The 19,243-nt window shown below is 63.4% G+C and carries 16 protein-coding genes and 2 pseudogenes; 7 read left to right on the forward strand and 11 right to left on the reverse strand.

What is annotated here, in order from left to right; all coding sequences use genetic code 11:
• Positions 1-16: 16 nt before the first annotated feature.
• The 5 genes from LGH82_RS00860 to LGH82_RS00880 form a co-directional block, all read right to left on the reverse strand.
• Positions 17-1,042: a zinc-binding dehydrogenase gene (locus tag LGH82_RS00860; protein WP_227346892.1), complete on the reverse strand. Its 1,026-nt coding sequence runs from the start codon at positions 1,040-1,042 to the stop codon at positions 17-19.
• Positions 1,043-1,161: 119 nt separating this feature from the next.
• A complete protein-coding gene (locus LGH82_RS00865; RefSeq protein ID WP_227346893.1) occupies positions 1,162-2,433 on the reverse strand; it encodes a beta-ketoacyl-ACP synthase in 1,272 nt (423 codons plus the stop codon).
• 51 nt (positions 2,434-2,484) lie between these two features.
• A complete protein-coding gene (locus tag LGH82_RS00870; protein ID WP_227346894.1) occupies positions 2,485-3,672 on the reverse strand; it encodes a beta-ketoacyl-ACP synthase in 1,188 nt (395 codons plus the stop codon).
• A gap of 58 nt (positions 3,673-3,730) precedes the next feature.
• The gene (locus LGH82_RS00875) at positions 3,731-4,012 is read right to left on the reverse strand and encodes an acyl carrier protein (protein ID WP_010909964.1); all 282 of its coding nucleotides are present in this window, start codon (positions 4,010-4,012) and stop codon (positions 3,731-3,733) included.
• A 167-nt stretch (positions 4,013-4,179) separates the two neighbouring features.
• On the reverse strand, positions 4,180-4,728 hold the full coding sequence (locus LGH82_RS00880; RefSeq protein WP_227346895.1) for a histidine phosphatase family protein: 549 nt from the start codon (positions 4,726-4,728) through the stop codon (positions 4,180-4,182).
• 218 nt (positions 4,729-4,946) lie between these two features.
• On the opposite strand from LGH82_RS00880, the gene LGH82_RS00885 reads away from it, so the two are divergent.
• From LGH82_RS00885 to LGH82_RS00895, 3 genes are all read left to right on the forward strand, one after another.
• Complete coding sequence (locus tag LGH82_RS00885) at positions 4,947-5,897, forward strand: AEC family transporter (RefSeq protein ID WP_227346896.1); 951 nt, start codon at positions 4,947-4,949, stop codon at positions 5,895-5,897.
• Between the two features lie 165 nt (positions 5,898-6,062).
• Complete coding sequence (locus LGH82_RS00890; protein WP_227346897.1) at positions 6,063-7,520, forward strand: NAD-dependent succinate-semialdehyde dehydrogenase; 1,458 nt, start codon at positions 6,063-6,065, stop codon at positions 7,518-7,520.
• 59 nt (positions 7,521-7,579) lie between these two features.
• On the forward strand, positions 7,580-8,605 hold the full coding sequence (locus tag LGH82_RS00895) for an aldose epimerase family protein (protein WP_227346898.1): 1,026 nt from the start codon (positions 7,580-7,582) through the stop codon (positions 8,603-8,605).
• Between the two features lie 15 nt (positions 8,606-8,620).
• Here LGH82_RS00895 and LGH82_RS00900 read toward each other — a convergent pair whose 3' ends face one another.
• Positions 8,621-9,541 (reverse strand): sugar kinase, encoded by a 921-nt coding sequence (locus LGH82_RS00900; protein ID WP_227346899.1) that lies wholly within the window; start codon positions 9,539-9,541, stop codon positions 8,621-8,623.
• Positions 9,542-9,692: 151 nt separating this feature from the next.
• Here LGH82_RS00900 and LGH82_RS00905 point away from each other — a divergent pair, with 151 nt between their 5' ends.
• Both LGH82_RS00905 and LGH82_RS00910 read left to right on the forward strand, forming a co-directional pair.
• Positions 9,693-10,142, forward strand: coding sequence for a FixH family protein (locus LGH82_RS00905; RefSeq protein ID WP_227349446.1), 450 nt, complete (start codon positions 9,693-9,695; stop codon positions 10,140-10,142).
• Between the two features lie 7 nt (positions 10,143-10,149).
• Positions 10,150-11,358, forward strand: a complete 1,209-nt coding sequence (locus LGH82_RS00910; RefSeq protein WP_227346900.1) for a cytochrome-c peroxidase — start codon at positions 10,150-10,152, stop codon at positions 11,356-11,358.
• A gap of 2 nt (positions 11,359-11,360) precedes the next feature.
• Here the strand turns inward: LGH82_RS00910 and LGH82_RS00915 are convergent, their stop codons facing one another.
• Entirely contained in the window at positions 11,361-11,813 is a 453-nt protein-coding gene (locus tag LGH82_RS00915; protein ID WP_227346901.1) for an Lrp/AsnC family transcriptional regulator, read from the reverse strand.
• Positions 11,814-11,975: 162 nt separating this feature from the next.
• On the opposite strand from LGH82_RS00915, the gene putA reads away from it, so the two are divergent.
• Positions 11,976-15,587, forward strand: coding sequence for a bifunctional proline dehydrogenase/L-glutamate gamma-semialdehyde dehydrogenase PutA (putA, locus tag LGH82_RS00920; protein WP_227346902.1), 3,612 nt, complete (start codon positions 11,976-11,978; stop codon positions 15,585-15,587).
• 98 nt (positions 15,588-15,685) lie between these two features.
• Positions 15,686-16,741: a glycosyltransferase family 2 protein gene (locus tag LGH82_RS00925; protein ID WP_227346903.1), complete on the forward strand. Its 1,056-nt coding sequence runs from the start codon at positions 15,686-15,688 to the stop codon at positions 16,739-16,741.
• Between the two features lie 29 nt (positions 16,742-16,770).
• Here the strand turns inward: LGH82_RS00925 and LGH82_RS00930 are convergent.
• From LGH82_RS00930 to LGH82_RS00945, 4 genes and pseudogenes are all read right to left on the reverse strand, one after another.
• A pseudogene (locus LGH82_RS00930) lies at positions 16,771-17,142 on the reverse strand (bleomycin resistance protein).
• A 49-nt stretch (positions 17,143-17,191) separates the two neighbouring features.
• Entirely contained in the window at positions 17,192-17,458 is a 267-nt protein-coding gene (locus tag LGH82_RS00935) for an antibiotic biosynthesis monooxygenase family protein (protein WP_227346904.1), read from the reverse strand.
• A gap of 94 nt (positions 17,459-17,552) precedes the next feature.
• Positions 17,553-18,881 (reverse strand): annotated as a pseudogene (locus LGH82_RS33440) (TonB family protein); the annotation flags it as partial.
• Positions 18,797-19,240 carry a hypothetical protein gene (locus LGH82_RS00945; RefSeq protein ID WP_227346905.1) on the reverse strand — a complete coding sequence of 148 codons (444 nt, stop codon included), beginning with the start codon at positions 19,238-19,240 and terminating at the stop codon, positions 18,797-18,799. The pseudogene LGH82_RS33440 and the gene LGH82_RS00945, both read right to left, overlap by 85 nt.
• Positions 19,241-19,243: the final 3 nt, after the last annotated feature.

Consider the following 19,243-nt stretch of genomic DNA (forward strand, 5'->3'; position numbering starts at 1 on the left):
TTGGCCAAGACAGATCCTAGACGCGCAGGATGATCTTGCCGAACACGTCGCGGCCTTCCATGCGCTTCAGCGCCGTGTCGATGTCGTCAAAGCCGACTTCGGTATCGATGACCGGAGCAACGATGCCCGCCGCCATCTTCTGCATGGCATTGGCCATGTTCTCCATGCGGCAGCCGAAGGATCCCAGCAGCTTCAATTGCTGCTGGAACAACTGCATCAGGTTGATCTGCGTCGACACGCCGGAGGTCGAGCCGCAGGTGACCAGGCGACCGCCACGCTTCAGGCACAGCATCGAGGCGGCAAAAGTATCGGTGCCGACATGCTCGAACACCACGTCGACACCCTTCTTCTTCGTCAGCTTGCGCACGATGCCTTCGAAGCGGTCCTCGCGGTAGTTGATGACATGGTCTGCGCCGAGCGCCTTGGCCTTGTCGATCTTGTCGTTCGAACCAACCGTGGTGATGATGGTGCAGCCCATCCGCTTCGCCAGCTGGATCGCGGCGGAGCCGATGCCGGAGCCGCCGGCGTGGACAAGGATCGTTTCGCCCGGCTGAAGCTTGGCATTGTCGAACAACATGTGTTCGACCGTGCCGAAGGTCACGGGCGCCACGGCCGCGCCGATATCGGTCACGCCGGGCGGGGCGGGAACCAGCAGGCGCGCCGGCAGATTGATCTTTTCCTGGGCAAAGCCGTCGAGATGGAAGCCGTGCACGCCGGAAACATGTTCGCACAGATTGTCGCGGCCCTCGCGGCAGGCGCGGCAAAGCCCGCAGGTGCGCGCGCCGTAAATCGACACAAGCTGCCCGGGGACGAGATTGGAAACGCCGGGGCCGACCGCTTCGACCTCGCCCGAGGCCTCGGCGCCGACGACGAGCGGTAGCTTGCGCTTGGCGAAGGCCATGCCGCGCCAGCCCCACACGTCGATGTGGTTGAGTGCCACGGCCTTGATGCGCAGCGTCACTTCGCCGAGTGACGGCGGCGGGGGAGGCGGCAGGTCCACCGTTTCAAGACGGCGATCCTCGATAAGTTGCAGTGCGCGCATGGAGCCTGTCGGTTCTGTTGAGCGGAAAGCGCGACTTATAAACGCGTCGCGCGTTTTAAGTCCTTGTTTTTATGCATGTCGTTATCCCAAAACCGCATCGCGCTTTTAGGCGACATGCATTAGACCGGTTCCCGCGCCATGACAAGGCAAGTGTTCTGGCCGCCGAAGCCGAAGGAGTTCGAAAGCACGCTGCGAACCTCGGCGTTGCGCTTCTTGTTGGGCACCACGTCAAGCACGATCGCGGGGTCGGGATTGTCATAGTTGATGGTCGGCGGGATGACGCTTTCGCGCATGGTCATCAGCGAGAATGCAGCCTCGACGGCGCCTGCGGCCGAGAGAGTGTGTCCAATCATCGACTTGTTCGACGAGACCGGCATCGAGCTGATCCGCTCGCCGAACACCGTCGATAGCGACAGATGTTCCATCTTGTCGTTTTCCGGTGTCGAAGTGCCATGGGCATTGACGTAGTCGATCTCGTCCTTGCTCAAGCCGGCATCGGCGAGGGCGGCGCGGACAGCGGCTATCGCCGGCGAGCCGTCCGGCTTCGAGCGGGTGCGATGGAAATCGTCAGCCTTCTCGCCGCAGCCGCTGAGGATGCCGAGAACGGTCGCACCGCGTGCAAGAGCAGCCTCGAGCGATTCCAGCACAAGCGCGCCGGAGCCTTCGGCCAGCACGAAGCCGTCGCGGTCCTTGGAGAACGGTTTTGACGCCTTCTCGGGATTGTCATTGTGGGTCGAGAGCGCTGACAGCAGCGAGAAACGGATCAGCGCTTCGGCGGTTGCCGAGCCGTCGGCGCCGATCGAAAGCGCCCGGTCGCATTCGCCGCGCCGGATTGCCTCGACGCCGAGCTGGATCGCGGTGGCGCCGGAGGCGCAGGCGGTCGACAGCGTGATCGGCAGGCCGCGCGTGCCGAAAAGTTCGGCGAGGCGGTCGGCGATCGAGCCGAACTGCGTGGTCTCGAAGATGTCGAGTTCCTTCAGCCCGCGCGCTACCCGCAGCAGCCTTTCGGCGCCGGAGTCCTGGCTGTCGGAATTGTAGAGTGAGAAGCGCTCGTGCCAGTCGAGCTCGACCGGCGGCGAGGCAAGGAAAAGCGGACCACCGAAATCACCGGAGTCGAGACCCGATTCCGCCACGGCTTCGCGCGCGGCGGTTTCGGCCAGCTCGTAGGTGAGAGGGCTGGCGCCCTTCGAACTCGATGCCAGGAAGTCGACCGTGCCGGAGATGCGGGTGTTCAAATGATCGACTGGAAAGCGGGTGATCGGGTGGATGCCGGATTTGCCGGAGGTCAGCGCCGCCCAATTGTCGGTCTTGCCGATGCCAAGCGAGGTCACCACGCCAATGCCGGTGACGGCGACGATCGGCCTGCCCATGTGATCATTCAGTTTGGCCATGCGGTAGCCCTCGACCGTTTATCGTTGTGGCATGGACGTTCAAACACCGCCTTACGCGGCGTTGACCAGCGCCATGCCCTCGAATTGGTGATAGCCGATCGCCGTTGCAAGGACGCTTTTTGGCACGCCTTCGAATGGCTTCTCGGCAGCGGCATCAAAAACAGGGTAGGCGGCCTTGCGATCGACAGCGAGTGCCGCCAGCGCCACGGCGAACGGAAACTGCGCTTCCTTCATGTGTCCGGTCAGCGTCGAGAAGCCGCGCGTGGTGATCGCCGGATTGGCGTCGAGCGCAGCCTTCTCGGCGGTGGTTGCCGCGTGAGCGCCCGATGCACCCGATAGTGCCAGCAAATTGCCGTTCGGCAACGCGGCTCGGCTAAGCAGCGCGGCAATCTCCGCGTCGAGTTCGCCCCGCCGCCGTCTGGCGCGGCCAGAGACGACCGCCCCCAACTCGGCATAGATTTTCCGCCCACGGCCTACCGCGTGTTCGCGCTGCTCCAGCACCAGGAAAGCGCCGCCGGATCCCGACACCACGCCACCACCTTCCGCGCCCTGTCTTTGCCAGACCGGTTTCCATGGGCCGCGATGCAGATAGCCGGCCAATTCATAGCCGAGCAGCATGTCGGAATGTTCTGTCTGGAAGGCGCCGCCGACCAGGATATGCGTCGACTGGCCCGAGCGGATGCGCGCGGCAGCCGTCTCGACGGCCGAGACACCCGCACCTTCCTCACCCATGAAGGTGCGCGACGATCCCGTCACCTTGTGGACGATGGAGATGTTGCCGGCGAGCAGATTGGAAAGCTGGGCCAGGAACAGGGTTGGCCGCAGTTCGGTGGTGAGTTTCTCGTTGAGCAGCACATCGCGGTCGTTGCGGCTTTCCGAAGCGGCCATGATATCGGCGTCGACCGCCTCGTCGCGCTCGCCGCCGCCGGCGGCCACGACCATATCCATGGTCGTGCAAAGCTCGTCATTGCCCTTGATGCCGGCATCGTCCAGCGCGAGCCCGGCGGCATAGGTGCCAAGCCGCTGCCAGGTTTCCATCTGCCGCTGGTCGCCGCGCTTGGCGATCTGCAGGTTCCAGTCGATGGCCGGTAGCGGATGGACGGTGTAAGGCGCGAACCGCCCGGATTCGAGCACGGGGCTCAGACCTGGCTGGGCGAGTTTCCGCCAATGCGCATCCGGACCCTCTCCCAGCGAGGAGACAAGGCCGATGCCGGTGATGACGACGTCGTGAGGGCTCATGGGCGGCTGTTGTGGGTCAGGCTGCAGGGCGCGTCAAGGTCGCGCGGCTTGCGCCACATCAGGCGGTCTTGGCCGCGACCAGCGCGTCGATCTTGGCGCACAGGTTCTTCATGACGAAATAATCGTCGGTCGAGGCCTTGCCGTCATTGACTTCCTGCGTCCACTTTTCCAGCGGCACCTTGATGCCGAATTCCTTGTCGATGGCAAAGACGATGTCGAGGAAGTCGAGGCTGTCGATGCCGAGATCGTCGATCGTGTGGCTCTCGGGCGTAATGGTGTCGATATCGATCTCGCTGGTGTCGGCAATGATCTTGGCGACTTTGTCGAACGTGGTGGACAAGGGGCTTTTCCTTCATTTGCGGGCGGAATCTGTCCGCATGTGGTTGCGCGCTGTCTAATCGGTTTTTCCCGGCAGGAAAAGACCGAATGCGCCGCGCGCGAATGGGATACAGGGTGGCAATCGGCCAAAATGATGGCGTTGCCGGCGGATGGTCGCTGCGGATGTCCTCAAAATGTCACGCGACCGAGCACGCGCAAGCCCTCGCCCTGGGGCTCGACGACCACCGCTTCGCCTTCGCGCGGCGAAATGCCGGTGAGCGCGACGATGTCTTCCAGATGGGTGACCATGACCAGATTGTCGGAGCCGGAATAGGCGCGGATCTCCTTCATGATCGCCGCGATCTGGGCGGCCTTCGCGGTCTCGTCGGTCGACAGCAGGTCGAGCGGCGCAAAGAGTTCCGGCTCGGCCTCGAAGGCGATCCGGGCTGTGTCCACGCACCGGCAATAGCGGCTGGACAACACGCGAGAGACGGGTGCCGCGCGGGCGGCGAACAGTGCGCCGATCTTGCTCGCCTGCTGTTTACCGCGCGCCGACAGATTGATCTGGGTGGAACAGTTGGCGATGTCGAAATTGGCCGGATCGGTGGCGCCGGTAACCATCGCATTGCGAAGCAGCACGACATGTCCGCCATCACGCAGCAGCGCCCAGCCGGCGTCGGTCGCATGAGCAGAAGCGGGAATGACAAGCAGAAACAGCGCCAGGGCAAATCGAATCATCAACTATCCTTTAAAGGTCGCCAGCAGGCGGTTGCCGATGACCGGTATATAGGGACGGTAAAGTTTGCTGAAAAACAAGGCACGGCCGCGTGAGTTCTCGGACCACTGCGCATACTGCCAGCCGCGCACGACCTTCAGCCGTGGCGCTTGTCGCAGGCTTGCTATTTCAAGGCACTGGCCAATTGCGCTGCAATCAGGGCTCGCCTATCACCGGGGAAATGTCCCCGCTGACTGAAACAGTCCTTTTTGTCTTCAGCCTTGTCGCACTCGGCTATCTTGCCGGGCTCACCGGCTATCTGAAGCCGGCGAGCGGCGAGGGGATATCCGACTTCGCGGTCAGCGTGGCGATGCCGCTGCTGCTGTTCCAGACGATGGTGAACGCCGATTTCCATGGCGTGGCGCCGTGGTCGCTTTGGTCAGCCTATTTCATCGCGGTGGCGCTCACATGGGCCGCCGGGCATCTGGTCACCACCCGGATTTTCGGACGCGACGCACGCGCCGGGATCGTCGGTGGCGTATCATCGTCCTATTCCAATGTGGTCCTGCTTGGCGCTCCCTTCATCCTCGGCATATTCGGGCCGAACGGGTTCGAGGTGCTGTCGCTGCTGGTGTCCGTGCACCTGCCGATCATGATGATGGCCTCGATTGTCCTGTTCGAGATATTTGGCCGTCGCGGCGATGAGCCAGTTCATCCCCTGCGGGTCGTCAGGAGCTTCCTGCGGAAATTGCTCGTCAATCCGCTGATCATCGGCATCCTGGCCGGCCTCGCATGGCGCATCAGCGGAACGCCGCTGCCGGGGCTTGTCTCGCGGCTGGTCGACGCGCTGGCCAGTACCGCCGGCCCGGTGGCGCTGTTCGCGATGGGGCTCAGCCTGCGCCGTTTCGGCATTTCCGGCAACATCCGGCCGGCGCTGGCGCTCTCGGTGCTGAAGCTGTTCCTGATGCCGGCGCTGGTTCTCGGTCTTGTCTGGCTGTTCGGGCTGCCGCCGCTGACCGCCAAGGTGGCGGTCGTGGTGGCGGCGCTGCCGTCGGGCATCAATTCCTACCTCATTGCCGTGCAGTTCAACACGGGCCAGGCGCTGGCGTCGAACCAGATGACCATCGCCACCGCTTGCGCGGCCGTCACCACCGCCTTCTGGCTGGCCGTTGTCGGATACGTGTTCGGGTAGTTATTCCCTGGCCCAAAGCCTATATGCCATCTTGCAATTGCTTGCCGGGCTTGCCCTCGGTAAAGAGCAGTGGCTCACGTCCTGACGTACCGGCATCAATGCCGTCAGGACGTTCACAAGAAATCCACAGACCGGCCCGTCAGTGTGCCGAACGGAGGCTAGACCATGCTTCAGAAAACCAGCCATTTCATGCGGCAGGCCAATCTCATCAACGGCGAGTGGGTGCAGGCCGACAGCGGCCAGACCGTTGACGTCAACAACCCGGCCACCGGTCTCAAGATCGGCACCGTGCCTAAGTCGGGTAAGGCCGAGACCCGTCGCGCCATCGAGGCCGCCGACGCTGCCTTCAAGTCATGGCGCAAGACCACCGCGCTCGACCGTTCGAAGCTGCTGCGCAAGCTGCATGACGCGATCATGGACAATCAGGATGTGCTGGCCGAACTGCTCACCATCGAGCAGGGCAAGTCGCTGTTTGAATCGAAGGGCGAGATCGGCTCGGCCGCGGCCTACATCCTGTGGTTCGCCGAAGAGGGTCGCCGCACCTATGGCGACGTTGTTCCGTCGCCGTGGGCCGACCGCCGCATCCTGGTCACCAAGGAGCCGGTTGGCGTCATAGCCGCCATCACCCCGTGGAATTTCCCGTCCTCGATGCTGGCCCGCAAGCTCGGCCCGGCGCTCGCCGCCGGCTGCACCGCCGTGGTCAAGCCGGCTTCGCAGACCCCTTATTCAGGCCTCGCCTGGGGCGCGCTCGCCGAGGAAGTCGGCTTCCCGAAAGGCGTGATCAATATCCTGACGGGTGCCGCCGGCGAGATCGGCGACGAAATCTGCTCCAATCCCCTGGTGTCGAAGATCACCTTCACCGGCTCGACCGAGGTCGGCAAGATCCTCATCCAGAAGTCGTCCGTCACCGTGAAGAAGGTGTCGATGGAGCTCGGCGGCAACGCGCCGTTTATCGTCTTCGACGATGCTGATCTCGAGCGTGCCGTGGCCGGCGCCATCACCGCCAAGTACCGTAATTCCGGCCAGACCTGCGTCTGCACCAACCGCTTCCTGGTTCAGGCTGGTGTCTACGACAAATTTGTCGAAAGGCTTGCGGCCGCCAGCAACGAGCTGAAGGTCGGTTCCGGTCTTGAGGACGGCGTGCAGCAGGGACCGCTGATCGACGAGAAGGCGGTTGAGAAGGTCGAGGAACTGATCGCCGACGCCACCGCCAAGGGTGGCAAGGTCGTCGCTGGCGGCAAGCGCCATGCGCTGGGCGGCTCGTTCTTCCAGCCGACGGTCATTGCCAACGCGACGCCCAAGATGCGCTTCATGAAGGAAGAGATCTTTGGCCCGGTGGCCCCGGTGTTCAAGTTCGAGACCGAGGAAGAGGCCATCGCACTCGCCAATGACACCGAATTCGGTCTCGCCTGCTATTTCTACACCGGCGACCTTGGCCGTGCCTTCCGTGTCATGGAAGGTTTGAAATACGGCATGGTGGGCGTCAATGAAGGCCTCATCACCACGCCGGAAGCGCCGTTCGGCGGCGTCAAGGAATCGGGTCTCGGCAAGGAAGGCGGACATCAGGGTATCGAGGATTACCTCGACACCAAGTATGTTTGCATTGGTGGCCTCGGCCTCTGATTCTCCAAGCCGGTCCGCAAGGTCAGGCAGGCATCCATCAACGACTGGCGTTTGCGGGCATGACAATGAAGGACGGCGAGGTTTTCGGGACGACGCAGGCGGGCGAGGACGTCCGCCGCTTCACCATCAAGGGCGGCGGCCTCACCGCCAGCATCATCGGGCTGGGCGCGATCGTCCAGGATCTGCGCTTGAACGGCCATGATGCGCCGCTGGTGCTCGGCTACGATCGTTTCCAGGCTTATGAAACGGACACGGCCTTCTTCGGCGCGGTTGTCGGGCGCTTCGCCAACCGCATCCGCGACGGCCGCTTCACCCTCGCCGGCAATCGTTACCAGACTGAACGCAATTACCTCGACAAGCATACGCTGCATGGCGGCTCGCAGGGCTATTCCCACCGGGCCTGGGCGGTTTCGCTGCATGGCCGGGATTTTGTCACGCTGACATTGCATGACCCCGACGGCTCAATGGGATTTCCGGGCGCGCTCGAGGTGACCTGCACTTATCGGCTGAAGATCCCGGGTACGCTCAGCGTCGAGCTGACGGCGACATGCGAGGAGCCGACGCTGTGCAACCTCGCCCAGCACTCCTATTTCAACCTGGATGACGGCGGCGCCGGCGATATACTCGACCATCGGCTGATGCTGAATGCCGGCGCCTATCTGCCGGTGGACGGCGACATGATCCCGACCGGCGCGGTGAAGCCTGTCGACGGCACCGCCTTCGACTTCCGCCAGGCACGGCCGATACGCATGGAAAACGAGGGCGAACAGCTTCCTTACGACCAGAATTTCTGCCTTGCCCCGACGCGCGGCCCGCTCCGGCAGGCGGCCTGGGCGCAAGGGGCAAACTCAGGCGTCGAGATGGAGGTCTGGACCACGGAGCCCGGCGTCCAGCTCTATACCGGCCAGTATGTGGCGCCGGTGTCATTGGGGCTGGGCGGGCGCCGCTACAACGCATTCTCCGGCTTCTGCCTGGAGGCTCAGGTCTGGCCGGACGCACCCAATCGGCCTTATTTTCCGCAGGCGACGCTGTGGCCGGGCGCGATCTATCACCAGGTGACGGAATATCGGTTCAGGCTGCCTTAGGCCGACCTTTTCGACCTATCCCGCAAACGCGCTACGCAAAACCTCGAACGGTGCCAATGCGCCGCGTACCTGCACGACGGCGGCGGCGACGCGATGCGCATGTGCGGCGGCTTTGGTCGGCGCGTGGCCGGCCAGCCGGGCAGCGAGATAGCCGCCATTGAAGGAATCGCCGGCGCCCGTCGTGTCGGCTGGAGCGGCGACATGGACGGCCGGCACGCGCGCGCTCACCCCGCTTGAAAGGACAAGCGCCGGTTCCTCGCCATTCTTGACGACGATCTCGCCAACGGTCCGTCCCAGCCGCTCCGCCGTCGCCTCCGGTGTCGTATCGCCAAACAGCATCTGCTCGTCGGGAAAGGTCGGCAGCGCGATGTCGGTGACGGCAAGCGCTTCGAGGATCGCGGCTTGCGCGTCCTCGCGATTGCGCCAGAGCCGTGGCCGGTAGTTGGGGTCGAATGCGATCCGGCTGCCCGCGCAGCGCGCGATCGCGACGGCCGCCAGCAAGGTCTTGCGCGCGCCCTCGTCCAGAATTGCCAGGGTGATTCCGGAAAAGTAGACAAGCGACTGGTTTTGCAGGCTTTTCGCCAGGGCAAGGGGGTCGGAGGCAAGCTGCCTGGCGGCCGCATCGCCGCGCCAGTAAGTGAAGGAACGTTCGGCGCCTGTCAGCGTGATGGCGTAGAGGCCGGGACGCGCACCCGCGATGATTGGGCTGGCGCCGACACCGATGCCGTTTTGCGCGAAGAAGCCGATCTGGTCATGGGAGAATGGGTCATCGCCGAACGCCGAGACGTAGGTCGCCGGCCGGTCGTCGCTCAGTGCATGCAGCGCCCACAGCGTGTTGAACGTGTCTCCGGCAAAGCCCATGCGCCAGTTCGGGCCGGCCTGGCCCGAAAGTTCAAGCATGCATTCACCGACCGAGGCGACGCCGTTTCCTGCCATGGATATCCCCTTGCGCAAGTCCCGCTGTAGCTTTTTGCTGTTCGCAGCGCCATGCTTGGCAAAGACGGATTTTTCCGCCAGATGCGTTTTCCCACAGGCTGGCGGGACGCTATGTGTCCGCCACAACGTTATATGCGCAAGAGGAACCGGTTTGGCATCATTATGGCGTTATCTTCTGGCGGGTCTTGGTCTGGCCGCGCTGCTGGCCGGCATCCTTGCCGTGGTATACTTGGCCACGCCGCAAACGGCGCAGCTTGCCGGTGCGGATATTTCCCGATCGAAGAAGACCGACAACGGGCTCTTCATGGCGAGTTTCGAACCGGAGCGGGGCGTCGTCCGACAGGGCGAGCTGGAATCCTGGCTGCTGACATTGAAGACAACCGCCGGCGACCCAGTGGAGGGCGCGGCCATCGCGGTTTCGGGCGGCATGCCGCAGCACAATCATGGCCTGCCGACCAGTCCGCAAGCGACCGACTATCTGGGCGACGGCCGGTATCGCATCGAAGGCGTGAAGTTCACGATGGCTGGGTGGTGGCAGCTGCATTTTGCCATTTCCGCTACCGCTGGTTCCGACACGGTCGTCTTCAACGTGGTCTTGTGAGCCGCCGATGAGGCGTCTTCTTCGCCTTTCAGGTTTTCTAGCGCTTTCGCTGGCCACCATCCTCGCCGGCTGCGGCAAGCCGGATTTTTCCGATGCCGAGAAGAAAACGATTGCCTCGCTGGCGCTGTCGACACTGCCGTCGTTGAAGCCCGATACCACCAACCGCTTTGCCGATGTGCCCGCAGCCGCGGCCCTTGGATCGACACTGTTCTTCGATGCCAGGATGAGCCGCGATGGCAATGTTTCGTGCTCGACCTGCCACAAGATCGACCGGCAATTCCAGGACGACTTGCCGCAAGCGGTTGGGGTCGGGCGCACCAACCGGCGCACAATGGCGCTGGCCGGCGTCGCCTACGATCCCTGGTTCTTCTGGGACGGGCGGCGCGACAGCCTTTGGGCACAGGCGGTGACACCGCTGGAAAATCCGCTGGAGCAGGCTGGAAACCGCGCGGCTTATGCTCACTACATCAAGGCCCGCTTCGGCGAGCGCTATGAACGTATCTTCGGGCCGTTGCCGGATCTTTCGACCGTGCCGGCCAATGCCAGCCCGCTGGGCAACGATGCCGAGAAAGCTTCATGGAACAGTATGAGCGACCAGCAGCGCGATGCGGTCAACCGGGTCTTTTCCAACATCGGCAAGGCGATTGCCGCCTTCGAGCGGTCGATCATGCCGCCACAGACGCGCTTCGACCGGTTTGCCGTGGATCTGGCAACGGGAGCCCAGCCAAAGGGCGACGACGCCTTTTCCGCCCAGGAGGTGCTGGGGCTGAAACTGTTCATCGGCAAGGCCAATTGCGTGACATGCCACAATGGCCCGCGTTTCACCGACAACAGCTTTCACAACACCGGCGTGCCGCCGGTCGCGGATCTGCCGCCGGATCGCGGCCGCATAGACGCGGTGGCGCAAGTCGAAGTCGACCCGTTCAACTGTTTCGGCGCCTTTCGCGATGGCGATGCCAGCGCCTGCGGCGAACTGCGCTTCATGGTCAAGGACGCGCCGCAGCTGATCCGCGCCTACAAGACGCCGTCATTGCGCGGCGCCGCCACGCGGCCACCCTACATGCATGCCGGGCAGTTTTCCTCGCTTGACGAGGTTGTGGCGCATTACACCAAGGCAGTACCGAGCGTCGAAGGCGTATCCGAAGTCCACCCGCTTGAGCTCTCGGACCGCGAGCGCGCGGCGCTGGTGGCGTTCCTCAAGACGCTCGCGGAGTAAAGTCACCGATCCTTCACCGTCTCCATCGCCACGAAGGTCGAGGTCTGGGCGACATGCGGCAAGGCCGAGATACGTTCACCCAGCACGCGGCGATAGGCGGCGATGTCCCTGGTTCGCACCTTCAGCAAATAGTCGAAGCTCGATGCCATCATGTGGCATTGCTCGATCTCAGGCACGGACTGAACCGCACGGTTGAAGGCGTCGAGCGCGGCCGAACGGGTGTCCGACAATTTGACCTGGACAAAGGCGACATGGCCTTCGCCCATGCGCTCGCGATCGATGATCGCCTGGTAGCCCCTGATATAGCCGTCCTTTTCCAGTCGCTTCACCCGCGCCTGCACCGGCGTCTTCGACAGGCCGACCATCGTCGCCAGTTCAGACATGGACAAACGGCCATCGCTGGCCAGCGCGGAGAGGATGTTTCGGTCGATGCGGTCCAATTGGTCTTCTGTCATCGAAATCATAGTCCAAATCAAACGAAACTGGCCAAATGATAGATCGATCGGGCTGCCTTGTCGATTTCTTTGGACCGATCTAAATCCAGACCTGTGCTAGCGTGCGTCATTCGGTCCGGTGACCGCCGGCCCGCTCCCTGACGCTCATTCCATAGGACCGCCATGCCAGCGCTCAACGCCATCCGCCAGCAGATCCGCGCCAATTATTTGCCCGACGAGGACGACGCCGTGAAGCGGCTGGCCGAGGCGACCGGACTTTCGGCGAAGGATCGACAAAGCATCTCGGCGCGTGCCGCCGACCTGGTGCGGGCGGTGCGCGGCTCGTCCGATCCGAGGCTGATGGAAGTCTTCCTCTCCGCCTACGGTCTTTCCACCAAGGAGGGCGTGGCGCTGATGTGCCTGGCCGAGGCGCTGCTGCGGGTGCCCGACACCGAGACGATGGACGATCTCATCGCCGACAAGATCGCGCCGCATGACTGGTCGGCGCATTCAGGCGGTTCAAGCTCCATTTTCGTCAACGCCTCGACCTGGGCGCTGATGCTGACCGGCCGCGTGCTCGACGAGGGCGAGGGCGGCATCGAAGGCACGCTGCGTTCGATGGTGCGCCGGTTGGGCGAGCCGGTCATCCGCAAGGCGGTGGCAGCCGCCATGCGCGAGATGGGCGAGCAGTTCGTGTTGGGCCGCACCATTGCCGAAGCGATCAAGCGCGGCCGGTCTATGACCCAGAAGGGCTATCTCTATTCTTTTGACATGCTGGGCGAGGCCGCACGCACGGAAGCGGACGCCTTGCGCTATCACAAGGCCTATGCCGATGCCATTTCCTCGCTTGATGCGGGCTCCAACGGTCCCGACATCCGCCAGAACCACGGCATCTCGGTCAAGCTTTCGGCGATCCATCCACGCTACGAGGTGGCACGGAAGGAAGATATGCTGCCGGTGATGACCGAGCGGCTTTTGTCGCTGGCGCTTGCCGCCCGGCATTCGCGCATGGGCCTCAACATCGACGCCGAGGAGGCGGATCGGCTCGACCTGTCGCTCGATGTCATCGAACGGGTGCTGGCCGACCCGGAACTGGCCGGCTGGAACGGCTTTGGCGTCGTCGTCCAGGCCTATGGTCCGCGTGCTGCTTTCACCATCGACTGGCTCTACGCGTTGGCCAAGAAGTACGACCGCACCATCATGGTGCGGCTGGTTAAGGGCGCCTATTGGGACACCGAGATCAAGCGCGCGCAGACGCTTGGGCTCACCGGCTACCCGGTCTTCACCCGCAAGGCCAACACCGATGTGTCCTACATGGCCTGCGCGAAAAAGCTGCTTGGCATGACGGACCGCATCTATCCGCAGTTCGCAACCCACAATGCCCACACCGTCGCCACCATCCTGTCGATGGCTGATAATCGCGACTCCTTCGAATTCCAGCGGCTGCACGGCATGGGTGAGGCGCTGCACGAGACCGTGCGGCAGGCCGAGGGCACACGCTGCCGCATCTATGCGCCGGTCGGCGCGCATTCAGATCTGCTTGCCTATCTGGTCCGCCGGTTGCTGGAGAATGGCGCCAACTCTTCCTTCGTGCACCAGCTCACCGATGAAGAAGTCGAGCCAGAGGACATTGCCCGCGATCCGCTTGAAACGGTCGAGAAGCAGGGCCCGGCCGCCAATCCGGCAATCGCCCGTCCGTCGGCGATCTTCGGTGCCGGTCGCCGCAATTCCAAGGGATACGACATCACCGACACGGTGACGCTGGCTGCCATCGACAAGGCGAAGGCTGGGTTTGCCGGGCCGGATCGCTGGCACGCCAACCCGATCACGCGCGCCGCCGGCTACGGCAAGCCGCGCCCGGTGTTCAATCCGGCCAAGCCTACCGAATTGGTCGGCACCGTTCATGAGGCGGCGGCGAAACAGGTCGCGACCGCCGTGCGCATCGCGGTGGAGGCGCAGCCGGCATGGGCAAAGCGCGCCGTCGTCGAACGATCAGCCATCCTCAATCGTGCGGCTGACCTCTATGAGGCCAACGCCGTCGAGTTCTTCGCGCTGGCCACCCGCGAGGCCGGCAAATCGCTGGCCGACGGCGTCGCCGAAGTGCGCGAGGCCGTCGACTTCCTGCGCTACTACGCCGCCGAGGCGGCCAATGCCGAAGCGGGTACGCAGGCGCGCGGGGCGATCGTATGTATTTCGCCCTGGAATTTCCCGCTTGCCATCTTCACCGGCCAGATCGCGGCGGCGCTGGTCACCGGCAATTCGGTCATCGCCAAGCCGGCCGAACAGACGCCGTTGATCGCGTTCCGTGCCGTCGAGCTGCTGCGCGAAGCGGGCGTGCCGGAAGACGTCATCCAGCTTCTGCCCGGCGACGGGCCGTCGGTTGGCGGTCCGCTGACCGCCGATCCGCGCATCGCCGGCGTCTGCTTCACCGGTTCGACCGAAGTCGCCAAGCTGATCGAGAAGCAGCTCGCCGAGACCGCCGCACCCGATGCCATGCTGATCGCCGAGACCGGTGGCCTCAACGCCATGATCGTCGATTCCACAGCACTTCCCGAACAGGCCGTGCGCGATATCCTCGCCTCGGCTTTCCAGAGCGCCGGCCAGCGCTGCTCGGCGCTGCGCGTCCTCTATGTGCAGAAGGATGTCGAGAAGAAGATGCTGGAAATGCTGAAAGGCGCCATGGAAGCGCTTGATATCGGCGACCCCTGGCTGATCTCGACGGATGTCGGCCCGGTCATCGACGACGAGGCGCAGGCGTCGATCCGCGATTATTGCACCAAGATGGGCCTGCAGGGCCGGCTGATCGCCAAGCTTGAGGCTCCCAAGGATGGCCGCTTCGTCGCGCCGCACGTCTTCCGGGTCAAGGGCATCGAGGAGATGGAGCGCGAGGTGTTCGGGCCGGTGCTGCACGTCGCCACGTTCGATTCCGACGAGATCGATGCTGTCATCGCCGCCATCAACCGCAAGGGCTATGGCCTGACCTTTGGCCTGCACACCCGCATTGAGGGCCGCGTGCAGCATTTCGTCGACGGCATCCATGCCGGCAACATCTATGTCAACCGCAACCAGATCGGCGCTGTCGTCGGATCGCAGCCTTTTGGCGGCGAGGGGCTTTCGGGCACCGGGCCGAAGGCCGGCGGGCCGCACTATCTGCGCCGCTTCCGCAAGGGGCCGGAGGCCGGCACGCATCTTGCCGAGGGCCACAAGGTCACCGCGACCGAGCTCGCCGACAACCTGCCGGATCCGACGCTTGGCGGTTGGTCGACACGGCCCGATCGAGTGGCGATCCTGCGCAAGCATCTGCGCGGCAAGGGTTCGGCGGCCATCGCTGCCGCCGCCGGCATCGATTTCGGCCAGGTTGACCTGCCGGGGCCGACTGGCGAGGCCAACACGCTGTCGCTGTCGCCGCGCGGGCGCGTGCTCTGCCTAGGACCCGACGCCGATACGCTGCTCGCCCAAGCGATCCAGGCGCTAGCGGCCGGCAATGCGGTTCTGGCCGTCGCGCCAGGCGCACCGGCGGCGCTCTCGGCGCTGACCGGCAAGGGTCTGCCGCTTTCGGCCATCGACGGTCGTCCCGATCCTGTCGAGGCACGCTCGCTGCGGGTCGACGTCGTCGCCTTCTCGGGCACGCCGGAAGCCGCGCGCATCGTGCGCAAGGTAATCGCCGATCGCAGCGGCCCGATCGTGCCGCTGGTCAGCGAAGTGCTCAACCCCGCCGCCTATGCGCATGAGCGCGCCGTCTGCGTCGACACCACCGCCGCGGGAGGCAATGCGAGCCTGCTGGCAGGGGCATAACGAGCGAGGTTTTCGCTTGTCACGGGCTTTGCCTATGTGCAAAGGGCAGATGCCCGGGGGTAAATCGGGCGTCAACTCGACCGGGGGTGAGCCGCCTGATGCCAAGCACGTCCGCGATATTTGAGCTTCCTCGCGTTGACGTTGTCATCACTTGTCACAATTATCGCAGCTATGTCGAGGATGCGATCCGCTCGGTGCTGGCGCAAACCTATCAGAAGTGGGACTGTGTCATCGTCGACGATGCCTCTACGGATGGCTCGGCCGAACATGTTCGCCAGCTTCTCGAAACGATAGGCGACTCGCGCCTGCGTCTGCTTGTCCGGCCACAAAACGGCGGTCAACTGGCATCGTTCCGCGATGGTTTCGACGTGGGCGATCAGCCGTTCGTGGCATTCCTGGACGCTGACGATGTCTGGTTGCCGAATTTTCTCGCCGCGCATCTGTCGGCTCATCTGAACTCGGTACACTCGGCGTCTCTGTCCAGTTCCGATGTTCTGCTGGTCGATCGCGACCGTGTCGTCCTGAGTGGCACCTACGCTGCGTTGCGCAAGCCCCGTTCCGGGGAGGACCCAATCGGCGTCGCCGTACCGCCCGCCAATCGGCTTGGCGAGGTGGCTGGGATCGACTATTCATCGGAATACCCGATTACCTATCTGGGGCCCAAAACCTACGGCTGGATATGGGCACCGACATCGTCGATGGTTTTCCGGCGTGGCGCACTGGCACCGGTGCTGGTTTTCCCATTCAAGTCGAGGATGGGGACAGACTATTTGGCGGCGACTTGCGCGCATATGGTGGCCGGCAGCCTGCTGTTGTCGGAATCCCTGGGCCTCTATCGTCTGCACGGTGCCAACGTCTCCACCGACAGCGCATATGCGGGTGGACATGTGCAGCAGCCACCAAAACACAAGGCCAAGCACATCGCTTTGGGCACCGATATTCTCGATTATGTCGTGGCCAATGCCGGACGTCTTGACGCAATAAACTACGGAGGCTTCGTGTCAGGGGTCCTTGCGCATCTTGTCAGGCGGTTTGATTGCCTGCTGGATGACCCGCGCATTGTGCCTCTTCTTGACCGCAAGAACCGTTGGCGGCGGCAGCGCAAGCGTATCGTGCGGGGGCTGCGGCGTTTGTTCGGCAGGGCCGCGGACTGACGAAAGGTCGCCGGCCTGTCGCAGAGGCTTCACACCTCTTCAGGCGCGCAGCCGAATTTCAACAGATTGCCGTGCGGATCCCAGACGTGGAATTCCTTCATGTTCCAGGGGCGAATCGTGAATGCGCTGAGCCTTTCCACGCCGCGCGCGGAAAACTCCGCGTGCAACGCCGGCACTTCACCGCCCCTGATGTAGCAGGATGATACTTCCGGCAGTTTGCGGTCCTAGCTCTTCCAGAAATGGATCTCCATCTCGTTGCGACGCACGATCAGATAGTCTTCCATCTCCGGCCCGACGACATCGAAACCGAGTTGGTCGCGATAGAAGTCGCGAGACACGGCAATGTCGGGCGATGGCAGGATAGGGATCGCGCGGGCAGGGTCAGCCGCGGGCGAGACCATGTCAGGCGCCTTCAACGACCGAGAATCCCTCGAATTGAGGGTGGCCGATTTAATGGACCTTGGTGGTGCCGACATTCCTGTGGGCGGCGCGAAAATTCTCGGACTTTGTCCAGGCGACAAAGTCGTCATGGCTTGCCCACACGGTGTGCGAGGCAAACAGCGTGTAGCCCTCGGTCTCGTTGACCGGGCCGCGCAGCAGATAGAACTGTTGAAAACCCTTCATTTCCGAAAGGCTGGAGTCGCGGTTCTTCCAGACGGCCTCGAAGGCATCCTCTGAGCCTTTCTCCACCTTGAAGCGGTTCATGGCGATGTACATGCGGGTTCCTTTCGTGCGGATTGTGATGGTGGTGATGGATGTGCTCAGTTTGTCGAGAACGGGCCGATCGGGTGAAAGCCCAATTTGTGCGACCGGCATCTGGTGGAATGGGGGGAAAGGGCGATGCCTTCTGTATGATGCCAAGTGCGGCTTGATCCAACTCTGATGAGCCTGAACTCTTGACGAGACGGATGTCGGCAATATTGCCGGCAGCGTCGATCACAAAGGAGATCCTGGCATTGTTAAGCGCCTTGGCACGTGTCGCGTTGGAAATACCTCGCTGGACACGCCTTAGCTTCTCGGCGATTTTTCCGGGGTAGTTGGAAGCTGACGCGTTGCCAACGGATTTTTGGCCCCCTGTGCTTGCTACCACACGGTTGTCATTGGCGCCGTCCGCCAAGCCATTGGGGACGTTTGTTTTACTCTCACCGCCGGAACCAGGCTTGGATTTCGGTCTGTTTGGTTTGGCGATCGGCTTCTCAGGCTCTGCCGCGGTGTCCTGAGTGGGCGAAGAGGCGCTTTTCCCGGTCTGTTCCAGCTGCTTCTGCATGGTAGGGGTGGTTGGTGCCTCTTTTGCTGGTTCAGCCTTGGCAACCTCCATCACTTCAACCTTTTGCGACGGCGGAGGTGATTTCTTGGCGGCGCCATCCTTGTCGGACAATGTTTGCGCCGTCAGGATTTCCGGGCTTGGGTCAGCGGCCGCCGTTTCGTTTGCCACCGGTTCCGTCGCCTCAGGCACGGCGACCGGCTGCTGCGTCGCGTCCGGTACGGGCTGCGACGCTTCGGTGACGGGAGTGTCCGTTTTCGCATCGTCCGTCGGCTCTACCGTCTGCGTCGTTTGAACAGGCTCAGCCTCCACCCTCTTGGCAGGCTTCGGGTCGGGCATGGTGACTAGGGTGACGGGCGTTACGTCGGGCGGTAGAGGGTTGCCCGCGGCAGCCTGCATCTCCGAGCCATTGCCGGCGACCATGTCTCCCGATTGGTCCGCGCCTTCGATCTGGCTGCTGTCCTTGGACCTGAATGTCCCATCGGTAGCGATGAGGAAGGCAGCCGCCAACGCGGCATGCAGCAGGCCGGAGGCGACGATCGCCGCCGTCCATTTGTAATTTCGGGCCGATGGCCGCGTCGATATAAGCGGCTCCGCTGGCGTTATCGCCAGTTCACTGCTGGCTTCGGGGGGGGGATTGATTTCCGGCATGTCGCGGGCGGGAAACTGCCGCGAGCCGTTCGGGCTTGTCAAATCAAGATCAGTTGCCTCGAACGATAGCGCTCCTGGGCCGGCCAGCGGCCGGGCGATGATGTTTCGAGTGAATGCGACCTCCAGTCCCAACGGCCCTCTCAGATGCCGAAAGCGATGCCGGTCTTGGAATCCGTCTTCAGTTTGCGCATGCAGGCATTGGGCTCGACGCCCGCGCCGGCGCATTCCGTGGCGCTGTTGATCAGCACGCGGCTGATCTTGGCGCAGTCGGTGCCGGCCAGGTCGAAGCGCGTCACCTTGGTCTTGCCGGCGGGCAGGTCCTTGAAGTCGAGCACGGTCAGCCGGTCGACGACACCGGCCTCGTTGAACAGCGCGATCTCGAACGCCGCCTTGGACAGGTCGGCGCCCAGATTGTTGTTGACCACGAATGTCAGGCGGCAGCCCTTGTCGGAAGGTTGCGCGCCATTGAGTTCGAGGCTCAGGGCTGGGACCGGCGCGGACTGCTGAGCCCACGCCGGTACCGTCGCAAGCGACATCGCCAGCGCCGAGGTCAGCAGACGAAGCGATGTCGTCAAGCTCGTCATTGT

Source organism: Mesorhizobium sp. PAMC28654 (assembly GCF_020616515.1).
In the GTDB taxonomy this organism is placed as follows: domain Bacteria; phylum Pseudomonadota; class Alphaproteobacteria; order Rhizobiales; family Rhizobiaceae; genus Mesorhizobium.

Excerpts from the sequence above, each read along its gene's own strand:
- LGH82_RS00890 (WP_227346897.1), top strand. The coding sequence starts at position 6,063 with ATGCTTCAGAAAACCAGCCATTTCATGCGGCAGGCCAATCTCATCAAC.
- LGH82_RS00865 (WP_227346893.1), bottom strand. The coding sequence starts at position 2,433 with ATGGCCAAACTGAATGATCACATGGGCAGGCCGATCGTCGCCGTCACC.
- putA (WP_227346902.1), top strand. The coding sequence starts at position 11,976 with ATGCCAGCGCTCAACGCCATCCGCCAGCAGATCCGCGCCAATTATTTG.
- LGH82_RS00880 (WP_227346895.1), bottom strand. The coding sequence starts at position 4,728 with ATGATTCGATTTGCCCTGGCGCTGTTTCTGCTTGTCATTCCCGCTTCT.
- LGH82_RS00870 (WP_227346894.1), bottom strand. The coding sequence starts at position 3,672 with ATGAGCCCTCACGACGTCGTCATCACCGGCATCGGCCTTGTCTCCTCG.
- LGH82_RS00860 (WP_227346892.1), bottom strand. The coding sequence starts at position 1,042 with ATGCGCGCACTGCAACTTATCGAGGATCGCCGTCTTGAAACGGTGGAC.
- LGH82_RS00900 (WP_227346899.1), bottom strand. The coding sequence starts at position 9,541 with ATGGCAGGAAACGGCGTCGCCTCGGTCGGTGAATGCATGCTTGAACTT.
- LGH82_RS00910 (WP_227346900.1), top strand. The coding sequence starts at position 10,150 with ATGAGGCGTCTTCTTCGCCTTTCAGGTTTTCTAGCGCTTTCGCTGGCC.
- LGH82_RS00915 (WP_227346901.1), bottom strand. The coding sequence starts at position 11,813 with ATGACAGAAGACCAATTGGACCGCATCGACCGAAACATCCTCTCCGCG.
- LGH82_RS00935 (WP_227346904.1), bottom strand. The coding sequence starts at position 17,458 with ATGTACATCGCCATGAACCGCTTCAAGGTGGAGAAAGGCTCAGAGGAT.
- LGH82_RS00925 (WP_227346903.1), top strand. The coding sequence starts at position 15,686 with ATGCCAAGCACGTCCGCGATATTTGAGCTTCCTCGCGTTGACGTTGTC.
- LGH82_RS00885 (WP_227346896.1), top strand. The coding sequence starts at position 4,947 with ATGTCCCCGCTGACTGAAACAGTCCTTTTTGTCTTCAGCCTTGTCGCA.
- LGH82_RS00895 (WP_227346898.1), top strand. The coding sequence starts at position 7,580 with ATGACAATGAAGGACGGCGAGGTTTTCGGGACGACGCAGGCGGGCGAG.
- LGH82_RS00945 (WP_227346905.1), bottom strand. The coding sequence starts at position 19,240 with ATGACGAGCTTGACGACATCGCTTCGTCTGCTGACCTCGGCGCTGGCG.